This window comes from Sulfurimonas sp. C5, assembly GCF_029872055.1.
GTDB lineage: Bacteria > Campylobacterota > Campylobacteria > Campylobacterales > Sulfurimonadaceae > Sulfurimonas.
The window spans coordinates 552,591-573,500 of the sequence record NZ_JARXNQ010000001.1 but is presented as its reverse complement, the minus strand read 5'-3'; the positions used below and the strand labels follow the sequence as shown (position 1 = coordinate 573,500).

Sequence of the window (20,910 nt, the reverse complement as noted above, 5' to 3'; positions counted from 1 at the left end):
CATGAATCTTAGTATTAATTCTGAAGATATTAGTCAAATTGCTATTGGAGCATTTGCTCTTGCAGTTCCTATCTCTTTTTCTGAAGAGGCTTGGAGAATGGGAGAGACACTACCACTTTTCAACCTGTTAATTGTTTTTACTTTATCAATAACATTTTTGGGTATTTATGCTTACTATAGTGTTTTTCAGGGGATGATATCAAAGCGCTACACTATTTTTGTGAGTCGAATTGTCATTGCTTATTTTATAGCAGCTTTAGTGGTTGCTTTAGTGTTATTGGCTTTGAATAAGTTTCCATTTATTGATGAGCCTCTAATAGCTATCAAACGATTGATTCTAATCACTATGCCTGCATCAATGGGGGCTATTGTAGTTGATGGATTTGATAAGGAATAATCCTAGGAAAGTCTGTTTAGAGATAAACAGACAACCTAAGAGATGAAAAATTACGCTTTTAATTCTGCAACGTATTCGGCAATACGTGCAATACCTTTTCTAATTGAATCGATATCAGTAGCAAATGAGAATCTGAAATAACCCTCGCTACCAAAACCAACACCAGGAACTACAGCTACATTTTTCTTTGCTAAAAGTTCTTTAGCAAATGCCATAGAATCATTACTTACTTCTTTAATATTTACAAACAGATAGAATGCACCGTCAGGTTTAAGTACGCTTAAACCATCTACTTCATTGAAAAGCTTTACCGCTTCATCACGACGAGCAGCAAACTCTTTTCTCATCATTTCAATATCAGCATCAGCAGAACCGTCAAGTCCTGTAATAGCTGCCATTTGAGTAATAGAACAGATATTAGATGTACTTTGAGATTGTAATTTCTTAGTCGCTTTTATAAGTTCTGTATCTGCAGCAGCCATATATCCAAAACGCCATCCAGTCATTGCAACAGATTTAGATAATCCGTTAATTGTAACTGTACGTTTATACATATCTTCGCTAATGCTTGCAGTTGAAGTAAATTCACCGTCGTATACCAGTTTTTCATACATCTCATCAGATGCTACGATAACGTTGGTTCCTTTTAAAACTTCAGCAAGTGCTTCAAGTTCAGCTTTAGAATATACAGCACCTGTCGGATTTGAAGGTGAAGTGAGTACTAACATTTTTGTTTTGTCAGTAATCGCATTCTTTAATTGTTCAGGAGTGATTTTAAATCCTGTTTCATCTTGAGTTTCAATTTCAACAACAGTACCACCGCAGTACTTAACAAGTTCCGGATAAGTTACCCAGTACGGAGCAGGGATAATAACTTCATCACCTTGTTGAATTGTCGCAGCAAAAAGGTTAAATAATGAATGTTTTGCACCATTGTTTACAATTACTTGGTTTGGAGCGTAAGTTAACCCATTATCTTTTTGAAGTTTTTGGATCACAGCATTTTTAAGTGCAGGAATACCGTCAACAGCTGTATATTTTGTAAAACCATCGTTTATAGCTTTGATAGCAGCATCTTTAATAACTTGAGGTGTATCAAAATCAGGCTCACCAGCTGAAAAGCTTAAAATGTCTTTTCCTTCAGCTTTCAGTTCTTGAGCTAATGTTGAAATAGCTATAGTTATAGATTCAGATAATGTGTTTATGCGATTTGTCAGCATTATAACCCTTTAGGTGAAAATAATCAGCAATTATACATATTTTATGCTTAATCGTGAGTCTTTTTTTTTACTTTTTTTGAGTAAAAAATTGGCAAAGAATAATTATTTTCCCTTAAGGAGATATGCTATATAGTTTAACAAAAGCAACTATAGATATAAAGGAGATAAGATGGCTGTACGTGGAAACTCCATTATTAAAGGTGTTGAGATAAATGAAATTGTGAGACTGCTTAATAAGGCATATGCTGATGAGTGGCTTGCTTATTATCAATATTTTATAGAAGCAAAAGTTGTTAAAGGGATCATGAAAGATGCGGCAATTGCAGAATTAACGCAACATGCAACCGATGAACTGCGACATGCAAATATGGTAGCAGACAGGATTATACAGTTAGGCGGTACACCGATTCTTGATCCAAAAGAGTGGTATACACATACAAACTGTGGTTATGAAGTACCAAAGGATTTTGATGTAGTATCTATTTTAAATGATTCTATTAAAGGGGAACAATGTGCAATATCGACATATTCAAGTATTGCAGAACTCGTCAAAGATAAAGATATTATCACTTATAATATGGTGAATGAAATTTTGGCAGATGAAGTAGAGCATGAAGAGGACCTTCAGGCATTACATGATGATATCGCAGACTTTGTTGAAAGTATAAAGTCAAATATGAAATAGTTAATGACTAAGGTCGTTAACTTTTCATAGACTTGATAAAAGATTCGTAAATATGTTCAAGTTGTAAGTCTTGATCAAGGACTTCTTGATTGTCCTTAACTAAGATATGCTCTAAAATAGCAACTCTTTTTAAAAGATACTCAAACATCTCTTTATTGATATCTGGAAGCATGTTGTGCATAAATGGATCTTTACATCTTCCTTTTTCAATTACATGTGCAGGGATACCGATGGCAGTAGAACATGAAGGTACCTCTTTTACAACAACTGAGTTTGCACCGATTTTTGCATCACGTCCTATTTCAATATTTCCTAAAACTTTTGCACCAGCACCGATAACTACACCGCTTCTGATTGTCGGGTGACGTTTTCCTTGAGTGAGAGACACTCCTCCTAAAGTTACCCCTTGATAGATTAGAACGTCGTCTTCAATTACAGTTGTTTGTCCGATTACGACACCTGTTCCATGGTCGATAAAAACACGACGTCCTATTTGTGCACCGGGGTGGATATCTATATTTGTAAGAATTTGTGCAAGTCCCATTAAAAGTCTGGCAGTACGTTTAAAATTAGACATATAGAGTTTATGTGCTACTCTATACCAAGCAATAGCCCAAACACCAGGATAATTAAATAAAAACTCAACTCTTGAACTTAATGCCGGATCGTTTTTGTAAGCATTGGAAAAGTCTTCTTTAATTAGTGCAAAAATACCCATAAAATACCTTAGTTTGTAGTTCTTAAATAACCATTTTGATTGAGATAAGTCTCTAGTTTTGACAGTGTATCAAATTTTTCTTGTTCTGTGATAAAAGTACTGTTTTCTAGATCACTTTTAAGTTTAATTAAAATTTTTTCCTTATCGTATCCAATATCGTTTAATATATCAAGAATATTTTTTGATTCCACTTCATTTATGATCTCGTAACTGTTGTCATCAATTGTAACAGTGTACTCATTAGGACGTGTAAAAAGGTTATGTTGCATTCCTAGTGTTTCTTGATAAGCTCCAACATTAAAAAATGCCAAGAAGTAATCATCTTCATCAATATTGATATCATGAAGATATAATGGTCTATCCGGGTTAAATTCTATTTCACCGTCACTATCACATGTAATGTCCCATAATGAAGCGGCACGTAATGGTGTAGTATTTAAATGATGAATAGGCATCACTGGAAAATGTTGACCAAGACCCCAGTAATCAGGAAGAGACTGGAAAATAGATGCATTGATTAAGTATCTTTCCTGTAGTTTACTTTGGAGTTGCTCTAATTCATTCGTTGGATTTGAAGACTTTAGATAAAGAGCTTTTTTGATAATGTTGTGTACTAAAATTTCGGCATTAGAACGATCTTGTAAATCAATATAACCAAGATCAAAAAGTGTAAATAATGACTCCATATGATCTAAGGCATCATGCAGGTATTCGATACAATTTGCATTTGTTAAAAGACGGTTCAGCTCACGTAACTCTTCAACTAAAGGTGGATTTAATTCTTTAAAGTCTAAAGATTTTTCTTGATAGTCCTGTGAAAATAGTTCAAGTACAGGTGTGATTAAAACTGCATGTGAAGCGACGATAAAACGTCCAGATTCTGTGAAAATATCAGGATGTTCAACACCTTTAGAATTCATAATTTCACCGAGGAGGAAAACAACAGAACTTGAAAACTCATCAATTGAGTAGTTTCTTGCATTAGATGTTTCATGTTGTTCATATTCAACTGCGAGTCCACCGCCGATATTGATGTTTTTTAATGCATCAGCCCCCATCATTTTTAACTCTGCATAGATATGACCCGCTTCGCGGAGTGCTTTTTTAAGCGGTGCAATATCTGACATTTGTGAACCGATATGGAAGTGAATCATACTTAGACTTTCTAGCAAATCTGCTTCTTTTAAAAGTTTCACAGCTTCTAGAATTTCTGTTGAAGTTAAACCAAATTTTGCATCCATTCCACCACTTTTAGCCCAGATACCGCTGCCTGCACTGTGAAGTCTTACACGAATACCGATATTTGGAACTTTAAGTGTCGATTTCTTTGCAACAGCAATGATGGTCTCAAGCTCGTTAAGTCCCTCAATCGTAATAGTGATCTTATGTCCGCTTTGTGCAGCCATAAATCCAAGAGTAATCATCTCTTCGTCTTTAAAACCGTTAACTGTAATATTCGCTTCTTTAGGTGTTTTTGCCATTGCTAAAATTAGCTCAGCCTTACTACCTGCTTCTAAACCGTAGTTATATTCTTTTCCTTGAATAGTAATAGCATCAACGGCAGCTGGGAACTGGTTTACTTTGAGTGGAAAAACAGCTTGAAATTTCCCTTCATAGTTATTCTCGTTAATAGCCTTTTCAAAATAGTTATAAAGGGTCAAGATCTGCTTTTTAATAAGGTGTGGAAACCTAAGGAGTGTTGGTCCTTTCACATTTTTTGCACGAATATCATTAATGATTTCGTAAAGTGAAGGCATAGACTTGTAGTTGAGTTTGATCTCACCGTTTTCAATGATAAAGTTTTTATTTGACCAAATGTCAATACCGAAATTTTTCAATTTTAGAAGTCCTCTAGTTTAATGATCTCTTCCGTTTTAGTTTCTAAATCTTTCACCCATATAGTTTTATTTTCCATTTCATTTGTACCGATTACACAGCAAAATCTTGCATTTACTTTATCTGCACCTTTGAGGTGGTTTTTAAGGTTTTTAGGCTTATATTCACAAGTTACTTGTTTAGTAGAACGTTTTTTATGTGTGATCTCCACTACAAGATTTACAGCTTGCTCATCCATAGCACCAATGTAATAACCGCTGCGTTTCTCTTCAGGCATCTCGATAAGTTCTAAAAGTCTTTCAATCCCCATAGCAAAACCAACAGCAGGAGTAGGGCGACCGTCTAAAAACTCTACAAGTCTGTCATATCTTCCACCGCCGGCGATCGCACTCTGAGAGCCGATGTTATCACTAACAAATTCAAAAGCAGTTTTAGAATAGTAATCAAGTCCGCGAACAAGGTTTGTATCAATTTCGTATTCGATTCCGCTTCTATCCAAGATCTCTTTTAGTTGTTTAAAGTCGTCTTCACAGTTGTCACAGAGACAATCAACAAGTTTTGGAGCTTTTACGTAAAGTGATTGACACTTGTCATTTTTACAATCAAGCACACGGATAGGATTTGTTGATTTTCTTCTTACACAGTCTTCACAGATCTCATCTTCAACACTTTCGATAAAGCCTACTAGGTTTTTACGGTACTCAGGCATACAGTTTTGATCGCCTAAAGAGTTTAGTTGCAGTCTGTATCCAATACCAAGAGCTTTTAAAATATCGCTAATCATCATGATTATTGTAGCATCTTCATAAACAGAATCAACTCCGAAACTTTCACAACCAAATTGGTGAAATTGTCTTAAACGACCTTTTTGCGGTCTTTCGTAACGGAACATTGGTCCATGGTAAAAATATCTGTGTACCCCGCCAGCACGATCAAGTTTATTTTGGATAAACGCACGAACAACACCTGCCGTTCCTTCCGGACGCATACAAACATCATTTTCACCTTTGTCTGTAAACTGATACATCTCTTTACCGACAATATCACTTGACTCACCTACAGAGCGTTTAAAAAGTGCTGTTTCTTCCAGAATAGGTGTTTCTATAAAATGAAATCCGTAACGAGTAGCTACTGTCGTTGCAGTTTTAAGAAAATATGTATATCTTTTATACTCGTCATCATTTAGAATATCATTCATTCCACGAAGAGATTTAATCATTTTTTGCCTTGCTTAATATATGTTATAAAATAAAGTATGTAAGGATACCATTTTTATCTTTAGAATATGTTTTAAGCTATTTGATATTAGTTAGTATTTGCGCTGTTATAGTCTCTATACTCTGTGTGGCATCAATTATAATAAGTTCTATTTGTAAAAGTTCTGCAGCTTTTATGATCGCATCTTGTATGTTTAAAAGGTACTCGCTTCCACGCAGTTCGATGCCGTCTAGTTCTTTTTGAGAAAGTCTGAATTCTAGTTCCTCTTTTGTAAGTTGCAGTAGAAAAACCTTTTTTGGATAAGTATTATTAGTTGCAAAATTATTAAGGTGAACAAGTTCTTCTTCTGCTATTTCACCATGGATAAGTGCATATGCGACACCACTGATGGCACTGCGATCGGAAATAATCATTTTTGTTGCAATATTGGGTTCAATTACCTCTTTAACATGCTCTGCGCGATCTGCTAAGAAGAGTAGAAATTCTGCTTTTTTGCTCTTTGCACGAGCTGAAAGTACAAGCTCTCTGATTTCACACCCGAGTTCTGTAGCACCCGGTTCTTTTGTGATGATTGCATCTGGGTATGCAGCTGAAAGCGCTGAGATCTGTGTACTTTTCCCGGCAGTATCGATCCCCTCTATTGCAATGTACATGAATTCATACTCCCTATAATTTTTTGTACCTCGGGAGGCAGCAAGTGATCTGTCTTTCCGTTAAACTTTAAAAGGTTTCGTACAATTGAAGAGCTCACAAAAGCGTGTTTGAGTTTTGGCATTAAATAAACCGTCTCAATCGTATCATCAAGAGAGTTGTTTAAATACCCTAATTGCAGTTCGTACTCGAAGTCACTTACCGCTCTTAGACCACGAATAAGTACCTTGGCATTGTGTGCTTTTGCCAGTTCAATTGTCAAGTTGTCAAATCCGACAACACGTACGCCGTCTAAGTGCTGAGTTGCTACTTTGGCCATCTCAATTCTTTCATCTAGAGTAAACATAGGCTTTTTATCGACAGAGGCCGCAACGGCAACAACAACTTGATCAAACATCTTTTTTGCCCGTTCTATAATGTCATAATGTCCGTTTGTAATTGGATCAAATGTTCCAGGATAGAGTGCAATTGTATTCATATATTATTCCCATCTTTTATATAAATTATTTTCAATACCAAGCAGATCGAACCATTTTCCGATCACAAAGTTTTCCATATCTTCTAAGGTTTGTTGTTCAGAGTAATAAGCCATTACAGGGGGTGCAATTATGATCCCTAAGCTTGCAAGTTTATGCATATTCTCTAAAGCGATAGCCGAAAAAGGGATCTCTCTAGGTGCTAAGATCAATTTTTTCTGTTCCTTGATCATTACTGCTGCACACCTTGTAATGAGGTTGTCGCTGATGCCACATGCTATTTTTGCTAAGGTATTCATACTGCAGGGTGCTATAATCATAGCATCAACTCCAAAAGAGCCTGAAGCGACACTGGCAGAGATGTCTGAATTGTCGTGGTAAGTGATGTTTTGTTCTTTTTGCAGTACGGTTTTTGAGTTTTCACTCATAATAAAATGTTTTTCAATATTATCGGGTAGTAACTCCAGAGTTTTTAATCCGAGATTTACTCCGCTTGCCCCGCTTGTAGCAACTACTATTTTCATTTCACTTTTGCCTTATTTTTTCCTACTACTACTACTTTGATCTTTTTCCCTTTTTCGTTTTCTACAAAGATAATATCACCTTTCCTGCCGTCTTGAAGCGCCCGTGCACTAAATGAGATCACAATTGAATCATTTTGCAAGGTGACATTCACAGAGGAATTTCGTCTGATCAAAGCGAGGGACTCAACATCACGTAGAGTTAGGAGTTCCCCTTTTTTCATTGTATGTTTAAGTTCTAACGTACCGTTTTCGATCGTTTGAACCGGCATAGCCCTGAATTTATCTAGAATTATACTATGTTTTAGAGTATTTGTTACAGACAGCTCCCCATTTCGCTCTAAAGAGTTTTTGAGGAGATAAACTTGTATTGATGCTTTAATCTCATAATTAAAAAATATTTTTTTATTCTCATCCGTTGTTATGCTGACGATACCTTCGTCGGAAAGATGTTCACGAGATCTGATCTTGATTGTATAGTGCTTGGGCATTGCATCCATATAGTAGCGGGGAAAAACGGTAATTTTTTTTATCTCTATGTTTTGATACTTTGAACGGTAATGATCTTTGATAAAACTTTCTATTTTTGAGGTGTCGATAGGACTGATTTTATTGAACTGGATGTAAGAATAAGGGGAAGTATATTCTTTAAATCCATTGTTCTGTAATATTTTTATGAGGTCTGATGCTTTAATTCTGAAAATATGTTCTTTTTCCGAAAGGGTAAAAAGTAGTATATCTTTTTTTGAAGGGATATTTGGAATGACAGTAGAAAGTCTGATCGTATCACCATGCACAAAATAGTTTCTCTGCAGTTCAACTGCCCACACTTGAATGGTAAATAATAGTAAAAGTAAAATAGTTTTAACGTACATAATAAGTTTAAGTAAAATAATCCTAGTAAAGTTTTTTATCATTCTAGCATTTTTTATAAATGATTGTGATAATATATGGGAAACAAAGGGGAAGTTATGAGAAAGTTTTTTGGTGTAGTTGCTCTGTTTTTTGCTTTTTTTATTGTGATGCTTCTATTTTTAGGTGCACTGCAAAATTTATCGTTAATTGATCTGAATATGCAAGAGTTTATTATAATCTCTGTATTAGCTGCTATATTTATAGATATAGCGTTTTATTTTGACAATATAATTTCTGAATAATAAAGTACAGAGTTTCTAGCTGAAGCCGTTTATAGACTCTTTAATACTAAAGATGAAATTAATCTTACTTCATATAAGATACACAAAAATAAACTAATATACTGGAGAATACAGAGTGGGACTTTTTAATAAATGTGATACTGAAAAGAAGAAAATCGAACAATTAACAAACGAAAATAAAAGATTACAAGCTGAAGTTGAAGAGTTAAAAAATATCATTGCACAAAAAGAAGGAGAAATTACAACACAGGTTGTTTCCAAAGAAGCTTCTTCTAGAGACGAGATTATTCAAATGCTTTTATTATCATATAAAAGCGGTGTTGGTTTTGTAAGAAACATTTTACAATCCACTGTAGATTCTCTTGATGTTGCAGGAGATCTTAACGGAAAGACAAGCCATAGAATAGAGACTGTTCAAAAAGAAGGCACTATGATTAACTCATCGATTGAGCAAATTGCCCAAGAAGCAGTTAATTTGGATAACGGTGCTATATCGCTTAACAATAGCGTAACTTCAATCGGTGAAATAATTAACCTTATTAAAGATATTTCAGATCAAACTAATCTTCTGGCACTTAATGCTGCCATTGAAGCTGCTCGTGCAGGTGAACATGGTCGTGGTTTTGCCGTTGTTGCGGATGAAGTAAGAAAACTTGCCGAACGTACACAAAAAGCTACACAAGAAGTAGAAATAAGCATTAGTCAATTAAAGCAAAACACATCAGATATTCAAGATATTTCAGAACTTTTTAGAAACAATACAAATCAAATGACGGAGACTTTAACAGAGTTCTTTACTGAATTGGAATTTGTTATCAGCAATTCTCAAAGAATTACTCAAATTACGTCTAATATTACAAATGAAATCGGTATTGGAAACGGTAAACTTGACCACATTCTTTTAAAACTTTTAGGATATAACGCATTTATCAATGGGGACAATCCAACAATCGGTGATGAACATAGTTGTGTTTTTGGTAAATGGTTTGACGAGAATAAAGAACAAATTAAAAATTCTCAGAACGTGATTAACAATGTAGCTTCACATCATGCAAACGTTCATAAGTCTATTAAAGAAGCTATAGATTTATGGAAAGAACAAGAGTTTGATAAAGCTATAGAAAAAATGAAATCTGTTGAACATTCTAGTGAAACAGGATTTGAAGAACTGTATAAAACATTCGTAAGCACACATCAGTAAATGATTGCGGGTATTTTAGAAAAAGCCCGCATTTTATAATTAATCTATTCACAATAATTTTTACTCTCAATTCTTAAAAATAAACAATTTCAATTTTTTTTTATTATGTGCTATGATACATAAAAGTGTTATTTAGAGATACTTTTCATAAAGGATCGGAGATGGATAGTACATGGATTGAAAAAAAGCTGAGTTCCTTGTCGGTCAAGCCTAATCTTCTTGATTATGATAAAGAGTATGAACAATTTGATTGGGACAGTGTCTCAAAAGAATTTGAACATTTACCCGGTGGCGGTTTGAATATAGCTCATGAAGCTATAGACAGGCATGCCCAAGGGAAAAACAGAGATAAAACGGCACTTATATGGCTATCTGAAGAGGGTGAACGTAAAACTTTTTCCTTTTTAGATATAAAAAAGTCTAGTGCAAAGTTTGCAAATGTTTTAAAAGATTTAGGCATTGTAAAAGGGGAGAGGGTATTTACACTCTCAACACGTAAAAGCGAGCTCTATATATCCGCCATGGGGATACTGAAAAATCAAAACGTTATGTGCCCGCTCTTTTCCCAGTTTGGTCCAGAACCGATATTGCAGCGTTTAAGCAGCGGAGATGCAAAAGTAATTTTAACGACACAAAAACTCTACAAAAAGAAACTCACCCCAATTATAGACAAACTTCCAGACCTGAAATATATAATCCTTTTTGACAGTGACGAGCATGAGAATGAGAGTGTATTGTCTTATCGCAAACTGATGGAGAGCGCACCTGAGAAATTTGTAATTGCCGATACAGATGAAGAAGATATGTCTGTACTGCACTTTACAAGCGGTACTACAGGAATGCCAAAGGGTGTAGTTCATGTCCATAAAGCAGTATATACCCACTATTTAAGCGGTAAATATGCACTTGATATGCATGAAGACGACATCTACTGGTGTACGGCAGACCCTGGCTGGGTTACAGGAACCTCTTACGGAATTATCACTCCTTGGGTACACGGGATCACAAATATAGTGGATGAAGCGGAATTTGATGCTTCAAGATGGTATAAAATACTTCAAGATGAAAAGGTAAGTATCTGGTATACGGCACCTACGGCAATTAGAAGATTGATGCGGATAGATAACGAGCCTTTAAAAGAATATGACTTATCTCAGCTGCGTTTGATTTTAAGTGTCGGTGAGCCTTTAAATCCTGAGGCGGTTGTATGGGGAAATGAGAAACTAAATCTACCTATACACGATAACTGGTGGCAGAGTGAAACCGGCGGCATTATGATTTCTAACTATGCATCTCAGACTATCCGTCCCGGTTCTATGGGAAGACCGCTGCCTGGGATAACTGCAACGATTTTACGTCAAAATGATGACGGGAGTGTTACAGAGGTTACGGAGCCTAATGTTGAAGGGGACTTAGCTTTAAAAGCAGGATGGCCTTCAATGTTTAGAATGTATCTACATAATCAAGAAAAGTACGATAAATGTTTTAAAGAAGGTTGGTATATCTCCGGGGATTTGGCGTACAAAGATGAAGATGGATATTTTTGGTTTGTCGGGCGTGCCGATGATATTATAAAAACATCTGGACATATGGTAGGACCTTTTGAAGTTGAGAGTGCATTGATGGAACATGAAGCTGTGGCAGAAGCCGGAGTTATAGGTAAGCCCGATGAGATGATAGGGCAGCTTGTAAAAGCATTTGTATCTCTCAAACCAGGTTTCGAGCCGAGTGAGGATTTACAACGCGAACTTATAGGTTTTGGGCGTAAAAAATTGGGAGCTGCAGTCGCTCCAAAAGAGATAGAGTTCCAAGAGAATCTGCCAAAAACCAGAAGTGGTAAAATTATGAGACGCTTGTTAAAAGCCAGAGAGATGGGATTACCTGAGGGTGACATCTCTACGTTGGAGTCATAATATGAATTTAACTATTGAAAAAGCAAAAGAATTTTACTCAAAAATGCTTTTGATTCGTCGTTTTGAAGAGAAGTGTATAGAGCTTTATTCATCACAGAAAATACGTGGTTTTTTACATCTGTATATCGGTGAAGAAGCTGTAGCAGTAGGGCTTTGTGATGCCCTGAGTGAAGATGATGCAGTCCTTGCAACATACAGAGAACATGGTCATGCGCTTATTCGGGGGATAAGTGCAAAAAGTGTGATGGCTGAACTCTATGGAAAAATAGATGGATGTTCCAGAGGACGTGGCGGTTCTATGCACCTGTTCGATGCAAAAAGCAGATTTTATGGAGGGAGTGCCATAGTAGGTGGTGGTCTTCCTTTAGCTGTGGGGATGGCATTGGCTGACAAGATGCAAAATCGTAATAGGGTAACTGTAGCTATTTTTGGTGATGGTGCAGTTGCAGAGGGTGAATTTCATGAATCACTTAATCTTGCCGCTTTATGGGAATTACCTATACTTTTTGTATGTGAAAATAACCAATATGCTATGGGTACGGCTTTAAAATATACGGAATCCCAGACAGATATATATAAAAAAGCCGAGTCTTACAATATCCATTCAAAACAGATTGACGGGATGGATGTTGTAGAGGTTGCTAAAGCTGCTGCGCGTGCAGTAGAAGATATAAAAGATACTTCAAAGCCTGTTTTTTTAGAGTGTCTGACTTATCGTTTCCGTGCTCACTCTATGTTTGATGCGGAACTTTACCGTGAAAAAACGGAAGTAAAAGTTTGGAAAGAGAAAGGTCCCTTAGTTGTTTTTGAGAAAAAACTAAAAGAGCTTGGTCTGTGGTCAGAAATTCCTGTAGAAGCGATAGAAGCAGATATAAAAGATACTATAGATGAAGCTGTCGAGTTCGCAGAAAACTCTGAATTAGAACCTTTAGAAGATTTAGAAAAATTCGTATACTCGGAGGTGAGTAATGGCTGAGACAACATACCGTGAAGCTGTAAGAGCGGCCATAGATGATGCTATGAGCAGTGATGAGCGCGTATTTTTAATGGGTGAAGATGTCGGTCATTACGGCGGATGTTATGCTGTAAGTATGGGACTTTTAGAGAAGTTTGGCGAGCAAAGGATCATAGATACTCCACTAAGCGAATCAACATTTACCGGTGCGGGCATTGGTGCTGCACTTAACGGTATGCGCCCGATCGTAGAGATTATGACTGTAAACTTCAGCCTTTTGGCACTCGATCAGATAATGAACAATGCAGCAACACTTATGCATATGTCAGGCGGACAATTTAATGTCCCTTTGGTGATACGTATGGCTACAGGCGGAGGTAAGCAGCTAGGCGCTCAACATTCACACTCACTTGAAGGCTGGTTTGCACATATTCCCGGTTTAAAAATCTTAACTCCCGCTACCGTGCAAGACGCATACGATATGGTGGGACTGGCATTACAAGACCCTGATCCTGTACTGATATTTGAAAATGCACTGTTATATAATGCAAAAGGTGAACTAGATCTAGATGCCATACCTCTGCCTATCGGTAAAGCGAAAATAGAAAAAGAGGGCAAAGATGTAACGATCCTCACATATGGAATAAGTGTTTTTAAAGCACTTGAAGCGGCCGAATCTTTGGCAAAAGAGGGGATCAATGCCGAAGTGATAGACTTGCGTTCTCTCCGCCCTTTAGATGATGAAACCATTATGGCTTCGGTTGCGAAGACGCACAGAGTTGTTATAGTTGATGAGGGGTGGAAAAGCGGCAGTTTATCTGCCGAGATAATGGCTCGTATTAACGAACAGGCTTTTTATGAGCTTGATGCTCCTATGGCCAGAGTATGTACGGCAGAGGTACCGTTACCTTACGCTAAGCATCTTGAAGATGCAGCATTACCGCAGGCTGACAAGATAGTTGAAGCTGCTATAAAAACAGTAGGTGTATCATGAGTGAATTTCTAATGCCGAGTCTCGGTGCCGATATGGAATCGGCTGTTTTAATGGAGTGGCACGTAAAAGAGGGTGACAAAGTCAGTAAAGGGGATGTAATTGCTGAAGTTGAAACTTCTAAAGGTGTCATAGAGATCGAGGTTTTTGAAGACGGTATTGTTGAGAAGCTTTTGGTTGAAGAAGAAACTGAATGTAAAGTCGGTACCCCTTTAGCGATAATAAACTCAGATGCCAATGAAAGTATCGAGGTAAGAGTAGAAGAAAAATCAGAACCTAAATCTGAACAAAAAGAAGAGGTGATAGAGCAAAAAGAGATAGAGCCTCAAGCGGAGCAAAAACCGAAGATAGAAGAACAATCGGTTAAGATACAAAGCAGAGATGTCAAAGTATCTCCTGCAGCTAGAAAAAAAGCTGAGGAATTAGGTATAGATCTCTCTAGCATAACGCCGAGAAACGGTGTCATACAACTTGCTCAATTAGAAGCTTTAAATCCACAGGAGATAAAAGTAGCCGTTAAAGATGAAAAACCTCAAGAGAAAAAAATAGAATCTACAAAAGCAAAGGATGGTATGCGTCAGGCAATTGCTGCTGCCATGAGTAAATCTAATGCCGAGATACCACACTATTATCTCTCAACGGCTATAAATATGACACCTGCTTTAGAGTACCTCGAAGAGCTCAATAAACAAAGAGATATACAAGATAGGATTTTGCCTGCTGCAATGTTGATACGTGCAGCTGTAGTAGCTTTACAAAAAGTACCTGAATTGAATGGTTTTTGGCAAGATGATGAGCTGCAGGTTAGTGAAGCGATACATCCGGGAATTGCGATAGCTTTGAGAAAAGGCGGTTTGATAACACCGGCACTTTTACATGCAGATATTAAAAATTTAAACGATACTATGGAATCTTTAGGTGATCTGATCACAAGGACTCGTGCGAGCAAACTTCGTTCAAGTGAACTGATGGCGCAAACAATTACTATTACAAATCTCGGTGACTTAGGAGTTGACAGCGTTTTTGGCGTCATCTATCCACCACAGGTTGCAGTAATAGGATTTGGAATTATAAAAGATGCTCCTTGGGCTGAAGGTGATACACTGAGTGTTAGAAAAGTGATGCAGGCTACACTGGCCGGCGATCACCGTGCAACTGACGGTAGAATCGGTGCAAAATTTTTAGATACATTCAATACTATATTACAAAATCCAAAGGAGATGTTATGACAAAAGATGAATTACAAAAGATGATCGTAAAAGCGATACTAGAGATTGCACCTGATGTTGAAGAGGATGAAATAGAGTTTAGTGCAAACATACAACGCTCATTAGAGATAGATTCATTCGATTTTTTAAAAATTTTAACTGCTATGAATAAAAATACTGGCGTAGAAGTGCCTGAAGCAGATTATGCAAAAGTGGGCTCAGTTAATGAAATGGCTGCTTACTTTTTAGATCACGGAGCATAATGTTAGCTCTTAAAGATAACTGATTATCTCCGATACACTTGGGTGGGCATGGATTACATCTCTAAGCTCGTCTATAGTGAGTTTTTTCTCTACGGAAAATACAAGTTCATGGATGATCTCCGTAGCTTCTACACCTATAATAGCTGCACCCAGTATTGTCCTGTCTTCCTTTGAAACTATTATTTTTGCAAAACCGGAGTCATCGCCTAAAATTTTTGCTTTTGCATTGGCTTTGAAATATACCTTTTTTACATCTACATCAATTGCTTCTTTTTGTGCATCGCTTTCTTTTAAACCGCAGCTTGCTACTTGAGGGTTTGTATATACCGTAGAAGGCGATATGTGTATATTTTGCCTTGAAGCAGAGTTTATGATATTGTAAGCGGTTATTTTTCCCTCTTTGTATGCCGTATGTGCAAGCCCAGGAGTATCTATACAATCACCGACGGCATAGATATTACTGTTTGTTGTTTTAAATGAACTATCTATCTCTATAAAACCTTTTGCATCAAGTTGCACTCCGGCTTTTTCCAGGTTTAATGCAGCAGTATTTGGAATACGTCCTGATACACTTAAAACAATATCGCTTTGTAGCACTTTCTCTTCATTTTCGGACTCAATTGTTAGTTTTACACTTTCAGCGGATTTGTCGACACTTCTAATCGAAGCAGAATTTATAAGCTCTATACCGCTTCTCTTAAACACACGTCTGAGAGCTTTTGCAACATCGATATCCTCTTTTGAAAGTATCATTTCACCTCTGTTTATAAGAGTGACTTTCACCCCGAAAGCATTGAAAAATGAGGCTGCTTCACACCCTATGGCACCACTGCCCACTATTGTGATCGACTTTGGAAGTGATTCGAGGGTAAAGATATCGTTGCTAGAGATGATCTGTTTGCCATCAAACGGTAAAAGTTCAAGTTCTCTTGGTTTTGAACCGGTAGCGATAATACATTTATCAAACTCTATTGTTTTACTATCGACTTGGATAGTTTGCTGATCGAGAAATGTTGCTTCTCCGTAAAGCAGATTAACATTGCTTTGATCAAGCATCCATACCACACCGCTTCTGATCTCATCTATAAGTGCCGTAGTTTTTGTTTGCAGGCGAGCTAGATCAAGACCTTCATACTGAAGATTTACACCGGAGTCTATAAAATGCTCTATTTTAGAGATAAACTCGGCATTATGAAGATAATTTTTTGTAGGGATACAGCCGACATTTAAGCATGTTCCGCCTATTTTTTCTTTTGCTTTGTCAATGAGTAATACATTTTTACCTGCATCTCCAAGCTCTAATGCTGCCTGATACCCTCCAGGGCCTGCTCCAATTATTACTACTTCATATCTATCCATTTTGATGCTCCAGATATTCATGTGCCATATAACTGCTTCTTGTATATGGAGAGCTTTGTATATACCTAAATCCCATATCAAGCCCAATTATTCTGAGTGTTTCAAACTCCTTTGGTTCTACATATTCTACTATATTTTCATGTTTTTGGCTTGGTTGGAGATACTGTCCGATGCTAAAATAATCACACCCCACATCTAAGAGATCTCGCATTAACTCTAAGACCTCATCCCGTTTTTCACCAAAACCAACCATAATCCCACTTTTTGTAGCAACTTTAGAGTTGTACTCTTTTAACATTTTAAGAACATTCAGTGAGCGTTTGTATGAAGCTCCCTTTCGTATATGGTAGAGTCTGGGAATTGTTTCAAGATTATGGGCGACTATATCTGCACCGCTCTTTGCGATCTGTTTGATAGCATCTTTATCCTCTTGCAGATCGGGGACGAGAATTTCAACGACGATGGAGCTGTCCATCTCTTTTATTGCCTGTACTGTTTTGCAGAAGTGCTCAGCTCCTCCGTCATGCAGATCATCACGGGTAGGGCTTGTAATTACCACGTGTCTTAAGCCCATTATCTTGACAGCTTTAGCGATGTTGTCAGGCTCATTGATATCTAGAGGTTTTGGATGCCCTTTATCGACTGCACAGAAGCTACATCGTCGTGTACACTCTGTACCCATAATGAAAAAAGTAGCCTGTTTTTTTGAAAAGCATTCACTAATGTTGGGGCACATAGCTTCTTGGCACACTGTACTTATATTGTGTTTCTCCAAAAGCGATTCAAGCTCTTTGTTTATGCTAAAACTAATCTTCTTTCTCAGCCACTCAGGCTTTCTTTTAAAGCTGTATTGCATCTATATTCCATCTATAAGTGTCATACTTTGTTTTTTGAAGCTTATCAATTTTTTGAAACTCTTGCTCTGTTAGAGTATCATCTATAAGCTCTACATTAAAACTTTCTATAAATGAGTGTATCATTAGTTTTTTTAATTCATCTTTACTCGAAGACAATCCGAGCTTTTCTAAGGTATTTATATCTTCTAGGTGGGCATTTTCTAAAAAGAGCTTTTCAAAAAGTTTTGTATCTACTGACAAAGGTATGGAACCGTGTTGAAATAGAGTCTTTTTGCTGTACCTTTGTGCGTTACCACCTATCTTTTTGGCATTAATCGTAATATCATAAGGCTCGTTTGAAGCGGTGCAGATATTTGACTTTGATATATGTAGATTTTCATCTTGTGCAAACTTTGGTTCAAGTCCCAGTTTTTTATAAAAATTGATCAAAAAACTGCAAAGATATCTATAACTCTCTTTGGGGCTTAAATCATGAAGTGCAGTTTTGGGCATAATTAGCGAATAAGAGATGTCACCTCCATGAACCAGTACACCGCCGCCCGTTAAACGTCGAGCATATGAAATCTTGTTTAGATCTACAGTTGTGAGATCAAGAATTTCGTGGATCTTGTTAAAACGTCCAAAGCTCAGTGCATTTTCCCATTCATATATTCTTAAAATAGGTATGCCGCTATCTATAGAGCTTTGCAGCAGTACTTCATCTACAGCCATATTGTATGAAGCGTTTGCTACAGGTGTATCCAATAAACGAAATTTTTTTATAATCTTTTGCATATTAGTAGCTATTATAATTAATTAGTTATAAAATGAGAGTTAGTTTTTGATATACTTTAAACAAGTAGTGTAAAGCGTATAACAAAGTAAGGTGAAAAATGCAAAATTCAAGCTATGACAATTCAATTGAAGAGCTAATAAACGAAAAAATTTTTGATCAACAAGAAGCAGTAACTACACTGACGAAAAGTCTACTGCAATCAAGTCTACTGAAATCGAAAAAAAAGGTGAGGGCACTTTTTACTTTTATAGGACTTGCAAACAGTGGAAAGCATTATCTGGCTCAAACACTTTTACAATCAGACAAAGAACTTGAGCAGATAAAAACTTTCAATATGGAACAATACAGCGGTAATGTCTCTATGGGGATGGAACAGTTTTCTCTACCTTCGATCTCTTCTGAAGTGACAGAATTTGTCAAAGAAAATCCAAAATCAATTTTGTTCTTTGAAGATATTGAAAAAGGGGATTTTCAAACACAGCTGGCTTTGTATTCGCTTTTTGGCGGCAATGAAGCAAATGAAGTTGATTTCTCTCAAGTTATTGTTATTATGAGTACAACAAGGCTCGGTTCTATTGTACAAAGACAAGATTTTAAAGAGCTTCTAAAGTCAGACCCGCTCCAAGCACATACCTACCTTATGGAAAAACTTGCGCAAGAGTATGTAATGGTAAACGGTATGAAGGAAGAAGCATTTGATAAAAAACTGCTTTCTCTTTTAAATGAGCATACGGTTATCCCTTTTAATCGTCTTACTTTACCTGCACTTATAAAAATTGCGGCAAGGACAATTCATGAGATGTCGCAACATTTTGCAAAAGATTCGAAACTGGAGATCGAATACTCAAACTTTGATAAATTCGCATCATTGCTGACACTTTCACTCTCACCTTATATAAATGCCAGACACATTATTCAAAAGATACCTGAACTTATATTTACACAAGTGTATGAAGCACTTAAAGTAACACCTGAACTAGAGCAGATCCATTTTGACGTACTCGATGAGGCAATAGAGTTTGTAAATAATGTACTCAAAGAGCAGAATCTTTTTATTAAGAAAATAAGCCAACAACATATGCGTATAACTCTCGATTGGGAGATTATCAAAGAGGGTAAAAGTGTAACATGCAAGATCAAAAATGCTTTTTATGCAAAAGAGAAACTCTCGATCTTAACTCCTGATGCTTTACATGTTTCAGACATAAAGTTTTCCGATGTTGCAGGACAGCAGAGGGTCAAAGATGAATTAAAAGAGGTACTTGCCCTTTTAAAAGAACCGGAGCGTTTAAAACAGTTTGATATGACACCGCCAAAGGGGATGTTTTTGTATGGTCCCCGCGGTATGGGTAAAAAACTTTTAGCACGTGCCTTTGCTTATGAAAGTGATATGCCTTACGTTGTTTTAAGCGGTGCGGAGCTTTTTGACGCAGCCAAAATCCATAAAGCTTATGCACAAGCTTTTGCTGCAGCTCCTGCAATAGTGCTTTTAGAAGATATTGACACACCGGGTGTTATGAGTGGGGTGATCTCGCTTATGAGTACTACTCCTGTTGAAGAGGAGTTAGATATTTTAAACGGGAGTTTTGAATCTCCTGTTTTTACTATAGCTACACTTAGCAGTGTTGAAAACATTCCAGAAGATCTAAGTAAAGCTGGACGTCTAGATATACGTATAGAGGTACCGAAGCTTGATATGGAAGCAAGACGATTTTTTATAGAAGAGGTATTAAAAAAACCTCATGACAAAAAGATAGATGTGGAAAAAGTTGTTCGGTATATTTCAGGTCTTAGCGGCAATGAACTCCAGCGTATAGGGCAAGAAGCAGCCCTGCAAGCCGCACGAAAAGGGCTTAAAGAACTTACAGAAGAGATCCTTTTAGAACAAATTAATATTATTAAATATGGAACTAAATTAGAAAACAAACAGATCAGAGATATTGAAAAGTCTATGGCAAAAACGGCGTACCATGAAGCTGGTCATGCGGTGCTCTCTTATTTCTTACTGCCGGACATTAAGATAGAACAGGTAACAGTTGCACCAAGAAGCGAGACTTTGGGATTTGTTTCATACCACAATGATGATTATGTCGATGCAACTTCAAAAGAGGAACTTTTTAACGACGTATGTGTTCTTTTAGCTGGGCGTATAGCAAAAATGGAAAAGTTTGGTGAAGAGGGGATGGAAACTGGAGCTATTAATGATTTAGAAGTTGCAAGTATGCAGGTATATGCTGCAGTTGCCCTTTTTGGAATGGATGATGAGATCGGATATCTCAATGTCAGCGGCGTTGAATCGGTCTATGATAGAAAGTTATTCTCAAAACGTATAGAAGAGCGTATGATTGCCTGGATCGAAGAAGCAAAACATAAAACCCAAAGGGAAGTTAAACGCTTGTGGCCTGCAATCGAAGCAGTTGCAAAAAGACTTATTAAAAAAGAGGTGATCGACGGTGAGGAACTCAAAAAAATCATCAACAGAGCTATGAAGAAAAAATAGAGTAAGATG

21 protein-coding genes are annotated in these 20,910 nt (G+C 36.9%); 10 read left to right on the top strand and 11 right to left on the bottom strand.

Features of this window, described 5'->3' with window-relative positions; genetic code table 11:
- Window position 1: 1 nt before the first annotated feature.
- On the top strand, window positions 2-397 hold the full coding sequence (locus P6N22_RS02805) for a DUF2391 family protein (protein WP_280329965.1): 396 nt from the start codon (window positions 2-4) through the stop codon (window positions 395-397).
- Between the two features lie 50 nt (window positions 398-447).
- Here the strand turns inward: P6N22_RS02805 and P6N22_RS02800 are convergent, their stop codons facing one another.
- Complete coding sequence (locus P6N22_RS02800) at window positions 448-1,617, bottom strand: pyridoxal phosphate-dependent aminotransferase (protein ID WP_280329963.1); 1,170 nt, start codon at window positions 1,615-1,617, stop codon at window positions 448-450.
- Between the two features lie 169 nt (window positions 1,618-1,786).
- Between P6N22_RS02800 and P6N22_RS02795 the strand changes: the two genes are divergently transcribed.
- Complete coding sequence (locus P6N22_RS02795) at window positions 1,787-2,302, top strand: ferritin-like domain-containing protein (RefSeq protein ID WP_280329961.1); 516 nt, start codon at window positions 1,787-1,789, stop codon at window positions 2,300-2,302.
- A 16-nt stretch (window positions 2,303-2,318) separates the two neighbouring features.
- Here the strand turns inward: P6N22_RS02795 and cysE are convergent, their stop codons facing one another.
- The 7 genes from cysE to flgA form a co-directional block, all read right to left on the bottom strand.
- On the bottom strand, window positions 2,319-3,020 hold the full coding sequence (cysE, locus tag P6N22_RS02790; protein ID WP_280329959.1) for a serine O-acetyltransferase: 702 nt from the start codon (window positions 3,018-3,020) through the stop codon (window positions 2,319-2,321).
- Between the two features lie 8 nt (window positions 3,021-3,028).
- Window positions 3,029-4,858 carry a biosynthetic arginine decarboxylase gene (speA, locus tag P6N22_RS02785; RefSeq protein WP_280329957.1) on the bottom strand — a complete coding sequence of 610 codons (1,830 nt, stop codon included), beginning with the start codon at window positions 4,856-4,858 and terminating at the stop codon, window positions 3,029-3,031.
- Window positions 4,859-4,860: 2 nt separating this feature from the next.
- A complete protein-coding gene (hisS, locus tag P6N22_RS02780; RefSeq protein ID WP_280329955.1) occupies window positions 4,861-6,075 on the bottom strand; it encodes a histidine--tRNA ligase in 1,215 nt (404 codons plus the stop codon).
- Window positions 6,076-6,151: 76 nt separating this feature from the next.
- On the bottom strand, window positions 6,152-6,727 hold the full coding sequence (tmk, locus tag P6N22_RS02775) for a dTMP kinase (RefSeq protein ID WP_280329953.1): 576 nt from the start codon (window positions 6,725-6,727) through the stop codon (window positions 6,152-6,154).
- Entirely contained in the window at window positions 6,712-7,203 is a 492-nt protein-coding gene (gene coaD / locus P6N22_RS02770) for a pantetheine-phosphate adenylyltransferase (protein ID WP_280329950.1), read from the bottom strand. The genes tmk and coaD overlap by 16 nt, the downstream gene beginning before the upstream one ends.
- A gap of 3 nt (window positions 7,204-7,206) precedes the next feature.
- Window positions 7,207-7,725, bottom strand: a complete 519-nt coding sequence (locus P6N22_RS02765; RefSeq protein WP_280329948.1) for a UbiX family flavin prenyltransferase — start codon at window positions 7,723-7,725, stop codon at window positions 7,207-7,209.
- A complete protein-coding gene (flgA, locus tag P6N22_RS02760; protein WP_280329947.1) occupies window positions 7,722-8,639 on the bottom strand; it encodes a flagellar basal body P-ring formation chaperone FlgA in 918 nt (305 codons plus the stop codon). Before flgA ends, P6N22_RS02765 begins: the two co-directional genes overlap by 4 nt.
- A gap of 54 nt (window positions 8,640-8,693) precedes the next feature.
- Between flgA and P6N22_RS02755 the strand changes: the two genes are divergently transcribed.
- The 7 genes from P6N22_RS02755 to P6N22_RS02725 all read left to right on the top strand — a co-directional run bounded on the left by P6N22_RS02755 (window position 8,694) and on the right by P6N22_RS02725 (window position 15,410).
- On the top strand, window positions 8,694-8,879 hold the full coding sequence (locus P6N22_RS02755; protein WP_280329946.1) for a hypothetical protein: 186 nt from the start codon (window positions 8,694-8,696) through the stop codon (window positions 8,877-8,879).
- Between the two features lie 115 nt (window positions 8,880-8,994).
- Complete coding sequence (locus tag P6N22_RS02750; RefSeq protein ID WP_280329944.1) at window positions 8,995-10,080, top strand: methyl-accepting chemotaxis protein; 1,086 nt, start codon at window positions 8,995-8,997, stop codon at window positions 10,078-10,080.
- A gap of 161 nt (window positions 10,081-10,241) precedes the next feature.
- Entirely contained in the window at window positions 10,242-11,993 is a 1,752-nt protein-coding gene (acsA, locus tag P6N22_RS02745; protein ID WP_280329942.1) for an acetate--CoA ligase, read from the top strand.
- A 1-nt stretch (window position 11,994) separates the two neighbouring features.
- Window positions 11,995-12,969, top strand: coding sequence for a pyruvate dehydrogenase (acetyl-transferring) E1 component subunit alpha (pdhA, locus tag P6N22_RS02740; protein ID WP_280329940.1), 975 nt, complete (start codon window positions 11,995-11,997; stop codon window positions 12,967-12,969).
- Window positions 12,962-13,942 carry an alpha-ketoacid dehydrogenase subunit beta gene (locus P6N22_RS02735; protein ID WP_280329938.1) on the top strand — a complete coding sequence of 327 codons (981 nt, stop codon included), beginning with the start codon at window positions 12,962-12,964 and terminating at the stop codon, window positions 13,940-13,942. The genes pdhA and P6N22_RS02735 overlap by 8 nt, the downstream gene beginning before the upstream one ends.
- Complete coding sequence (locus tag P6N22_RS02730) at window positions 13,939-15,168, top strand: dihydrolipoamide acetyltransferase family protein (RefSeq protein WP_280329936.1); 1,230 nt, start codon at window positions 13,939-13,941, stop codon at window positions 15,166-15,168. The genes P6N22_RS02735 and P6N22_RS02730 overlap by 4 nt, the downstream gene beginning before the upstream one ends.
- Window positions 15,165-15,410 carry an acyl carrier protein gene (locus P6N22_RS02725; RefSeq protein ID WP_280329934.1) on the top strand — a complete coding sequence of 82 codons (246 nt, stop codon included), beginning with the start codon at window positions 15,165-15,167 and terminating at the stop codon, window positions 15,408-15,410. Before P6N22_RS02730 ends, P6N22_RS02725 begins: the two co-directional genes overlap by 4 nt.
- Before the next feature lie 9 nt (window positions 15,411-15,419).
- Here the strand turns inward: P6N22_RS02725 and lpdA are convergent, their stop codons facing one another.
- From lpdA to P6N22_RS02710, 3 genes are read right to left on the bottom strand one after another with little or no spacing between them, the layout of a single operon-like run.
- Window positions 15,420-16,769 carry a dihydrolipoyl dehydrogenase gene (gene lpdA, locus P6N22_RS02720; RefSeq protein ID WP_280329932.1) on the bottom strand — a complete coding sequence of 450 codons (1,350 nt, stop codon included), beginning with the start codon at window positions 16,767-16,769 and terminating at the stop codon, window positions 15,420-15,422.
- A complete protein-coding gene (lipA, locus tag P6N22_RS02715; protein WP_280329930.1) occupies window positions 16,762-17,625 on the bottom strand; it encodes a lipoyl synthase in 864 nt (287 codons plus the stop codon). Before lipA ends, lpdA begins: the two co-directional genes overlap by 8 nt.
- A complete protein-coding gene (locus P6N22_RS02710) occupies window positions 17,609-18,400 on the bottom strand; it encodes a biotin/lipoate A/B protein ligase family protein (protein ID WP_280329929.1) in 792 nt (263 codons plus the stop codon). Before P6N22_RS02710 ends, lipA begins: the two co-directional genes overlap by 17 nt.
- 98 nt (window positions 18,401-18,498) lie before the next feature.
- Between P6N22_RS02710 and P6N22_RS02705 the strand changes: the two genes are divergently transcribed.
- The gene (locus tag P6N22_RS02705; protein ID WP_280329927.1) at window positions 18,499-20,901 is read left to right on the top strand and encodes an AAA family ATPase; all 2,403 of its coding nucleotides are present in this window, start codon (window positions 18,499-18,501) and stop codon (window positions 20,899-20,901) included.
- Window positions 20,902-20,910: the final 9 nt, after the last annotated feature.

Excerpts from the sequence above, each read along its gene's own strand:
- hisS (WP_280329955.1), bottom strand. The coding sequence starts at position 6,075 with ATGATTAAATCTCTTCGTGGAATGAATGATATTCTAAATGATGACGAG.
- P6N22_RS02805 (WP_280329965.1), top strand. The coding sequence starts at position 2 with ATGAATCTTAGTATTAATTCTGAAGATATTAGTCAAATTGCTATTGGA.
- P6N22_RS02800 (WP_280329963.1), bottom strand. The coding sequence starts at position 1,617 with ATGCTGACAAATCGCATAAACACATTATCTGAATCTATAACTATAGCT.
- P6N22_RS02735 (WP_280329938.1), top strand. The coding sequence starts at position 12,962 with ATGGCTGAGACAACATACCGTGAAGCTGTAAGAGCGGCCATAGATGAT.
- P6N22_RS02795 (WP_280329961.1), top strand. The coding sequence starts at position 1,787 with ATGGCTGTACGTGGAAACTCCATTATTAAAGGTGTTGAGATAAATGAA.
- lipA (WP_280329930.1), bottom strand. The coding sequence starts at position 17,625 with ATGCAATACAGCTTTAAAAGAAAGCCTGAGTGGCTGAGAAAGAAGATT.
- P6N22_RS02710 (WP_280329929.1), bottom strand. The coding sequence starts at position 18,400 with ATGCAAAAGATTATAAAAAAATTTCGTTTATTGGATACACCTGTAGCA.
- P6N22_RS02730 (WP_280329936.1), top strand. The coding sequence starts at position 13,939 with ATGAGTGAATTTCTAATGCCGAGTCTCGGTGCCGATATGGAATCGGCT.
- P6N22_RS02725 (WP_280329934.1), top strand. The coding sequence starts at position 15,165 with ATGACAAAAGATGAATTACAAAAGATGATCGTAAAAGCGATACTAGAG.
- pdhA (WP_280329940.1), top strand. The coding sequence starts at position 11,995 with ATGAATTTAACTATTGAAAAAGCAAAAGAATTTTACTCAAAAATGCTT.
- cysE (WP_280329959.1), bottom strand. The coding sequence starts at position 3,020 with ATGGGTATTTTTGCACTAATTAAAGAAGACTTTTCCAATGCTTACAAA.
- P6N22_RS02705 (WP_280329927.1), top strand. The coding sequence starts at position 18,499 with ATGCAAAATTCAAGCTATGACAATTCAATTGAAGAGCTAATAAACGAA.
- acsA (WP_280329942.1), top strand. The coding sequence starts at position 10,242 with ATGGATAGTACATGGATTGAAAAAAAGCTGAGTTCCTTGTCGGTCAAG.
- flgA (WP_280329947.1), bottom strand. The coding sequence starts at position 8,639 with ATGATAAAAAACTTTACTAGGATTATTTTACTTAAACTTATTATGTAC.
- P6N22_RS02765 (WP_280329948.1), bottom strand. The coding sequence starts at position 7,725 with ATGAAAATAGTAGTTGCTACAAGCGGGGCAAGCGGAGTAAATCTCGGA.
- P6N22_RS02755 (WP_280329946.1), top strand. The coding sequence starts at position 8,694 with ATGAGAAAGTTTTTTGGTGTAGTTGCTCTGTTTTTTGCTTTTTTTATT.
- coaD (WP_280329950.1), bottom strand. The coding sequence starts at position 7,203 with ATGAATACAATTGCACTCTATCCTGGAACATTTGATCCAATTACAAAC.
- lpdA (WP_280329932.1), bottom strand. The coding sequence starts at position 16,769 with ATGGATAGATATGAAGTAGTAATAATTGGAGCAGGCCCTGGAGGGTAT.
- tmk (WP_280329953.1), bottom strand. The coding sequence starts at position 6,727 with ATGTACATTGCAATAGAGGGGATCGATACTGCCGGGAAAAGTACACAG.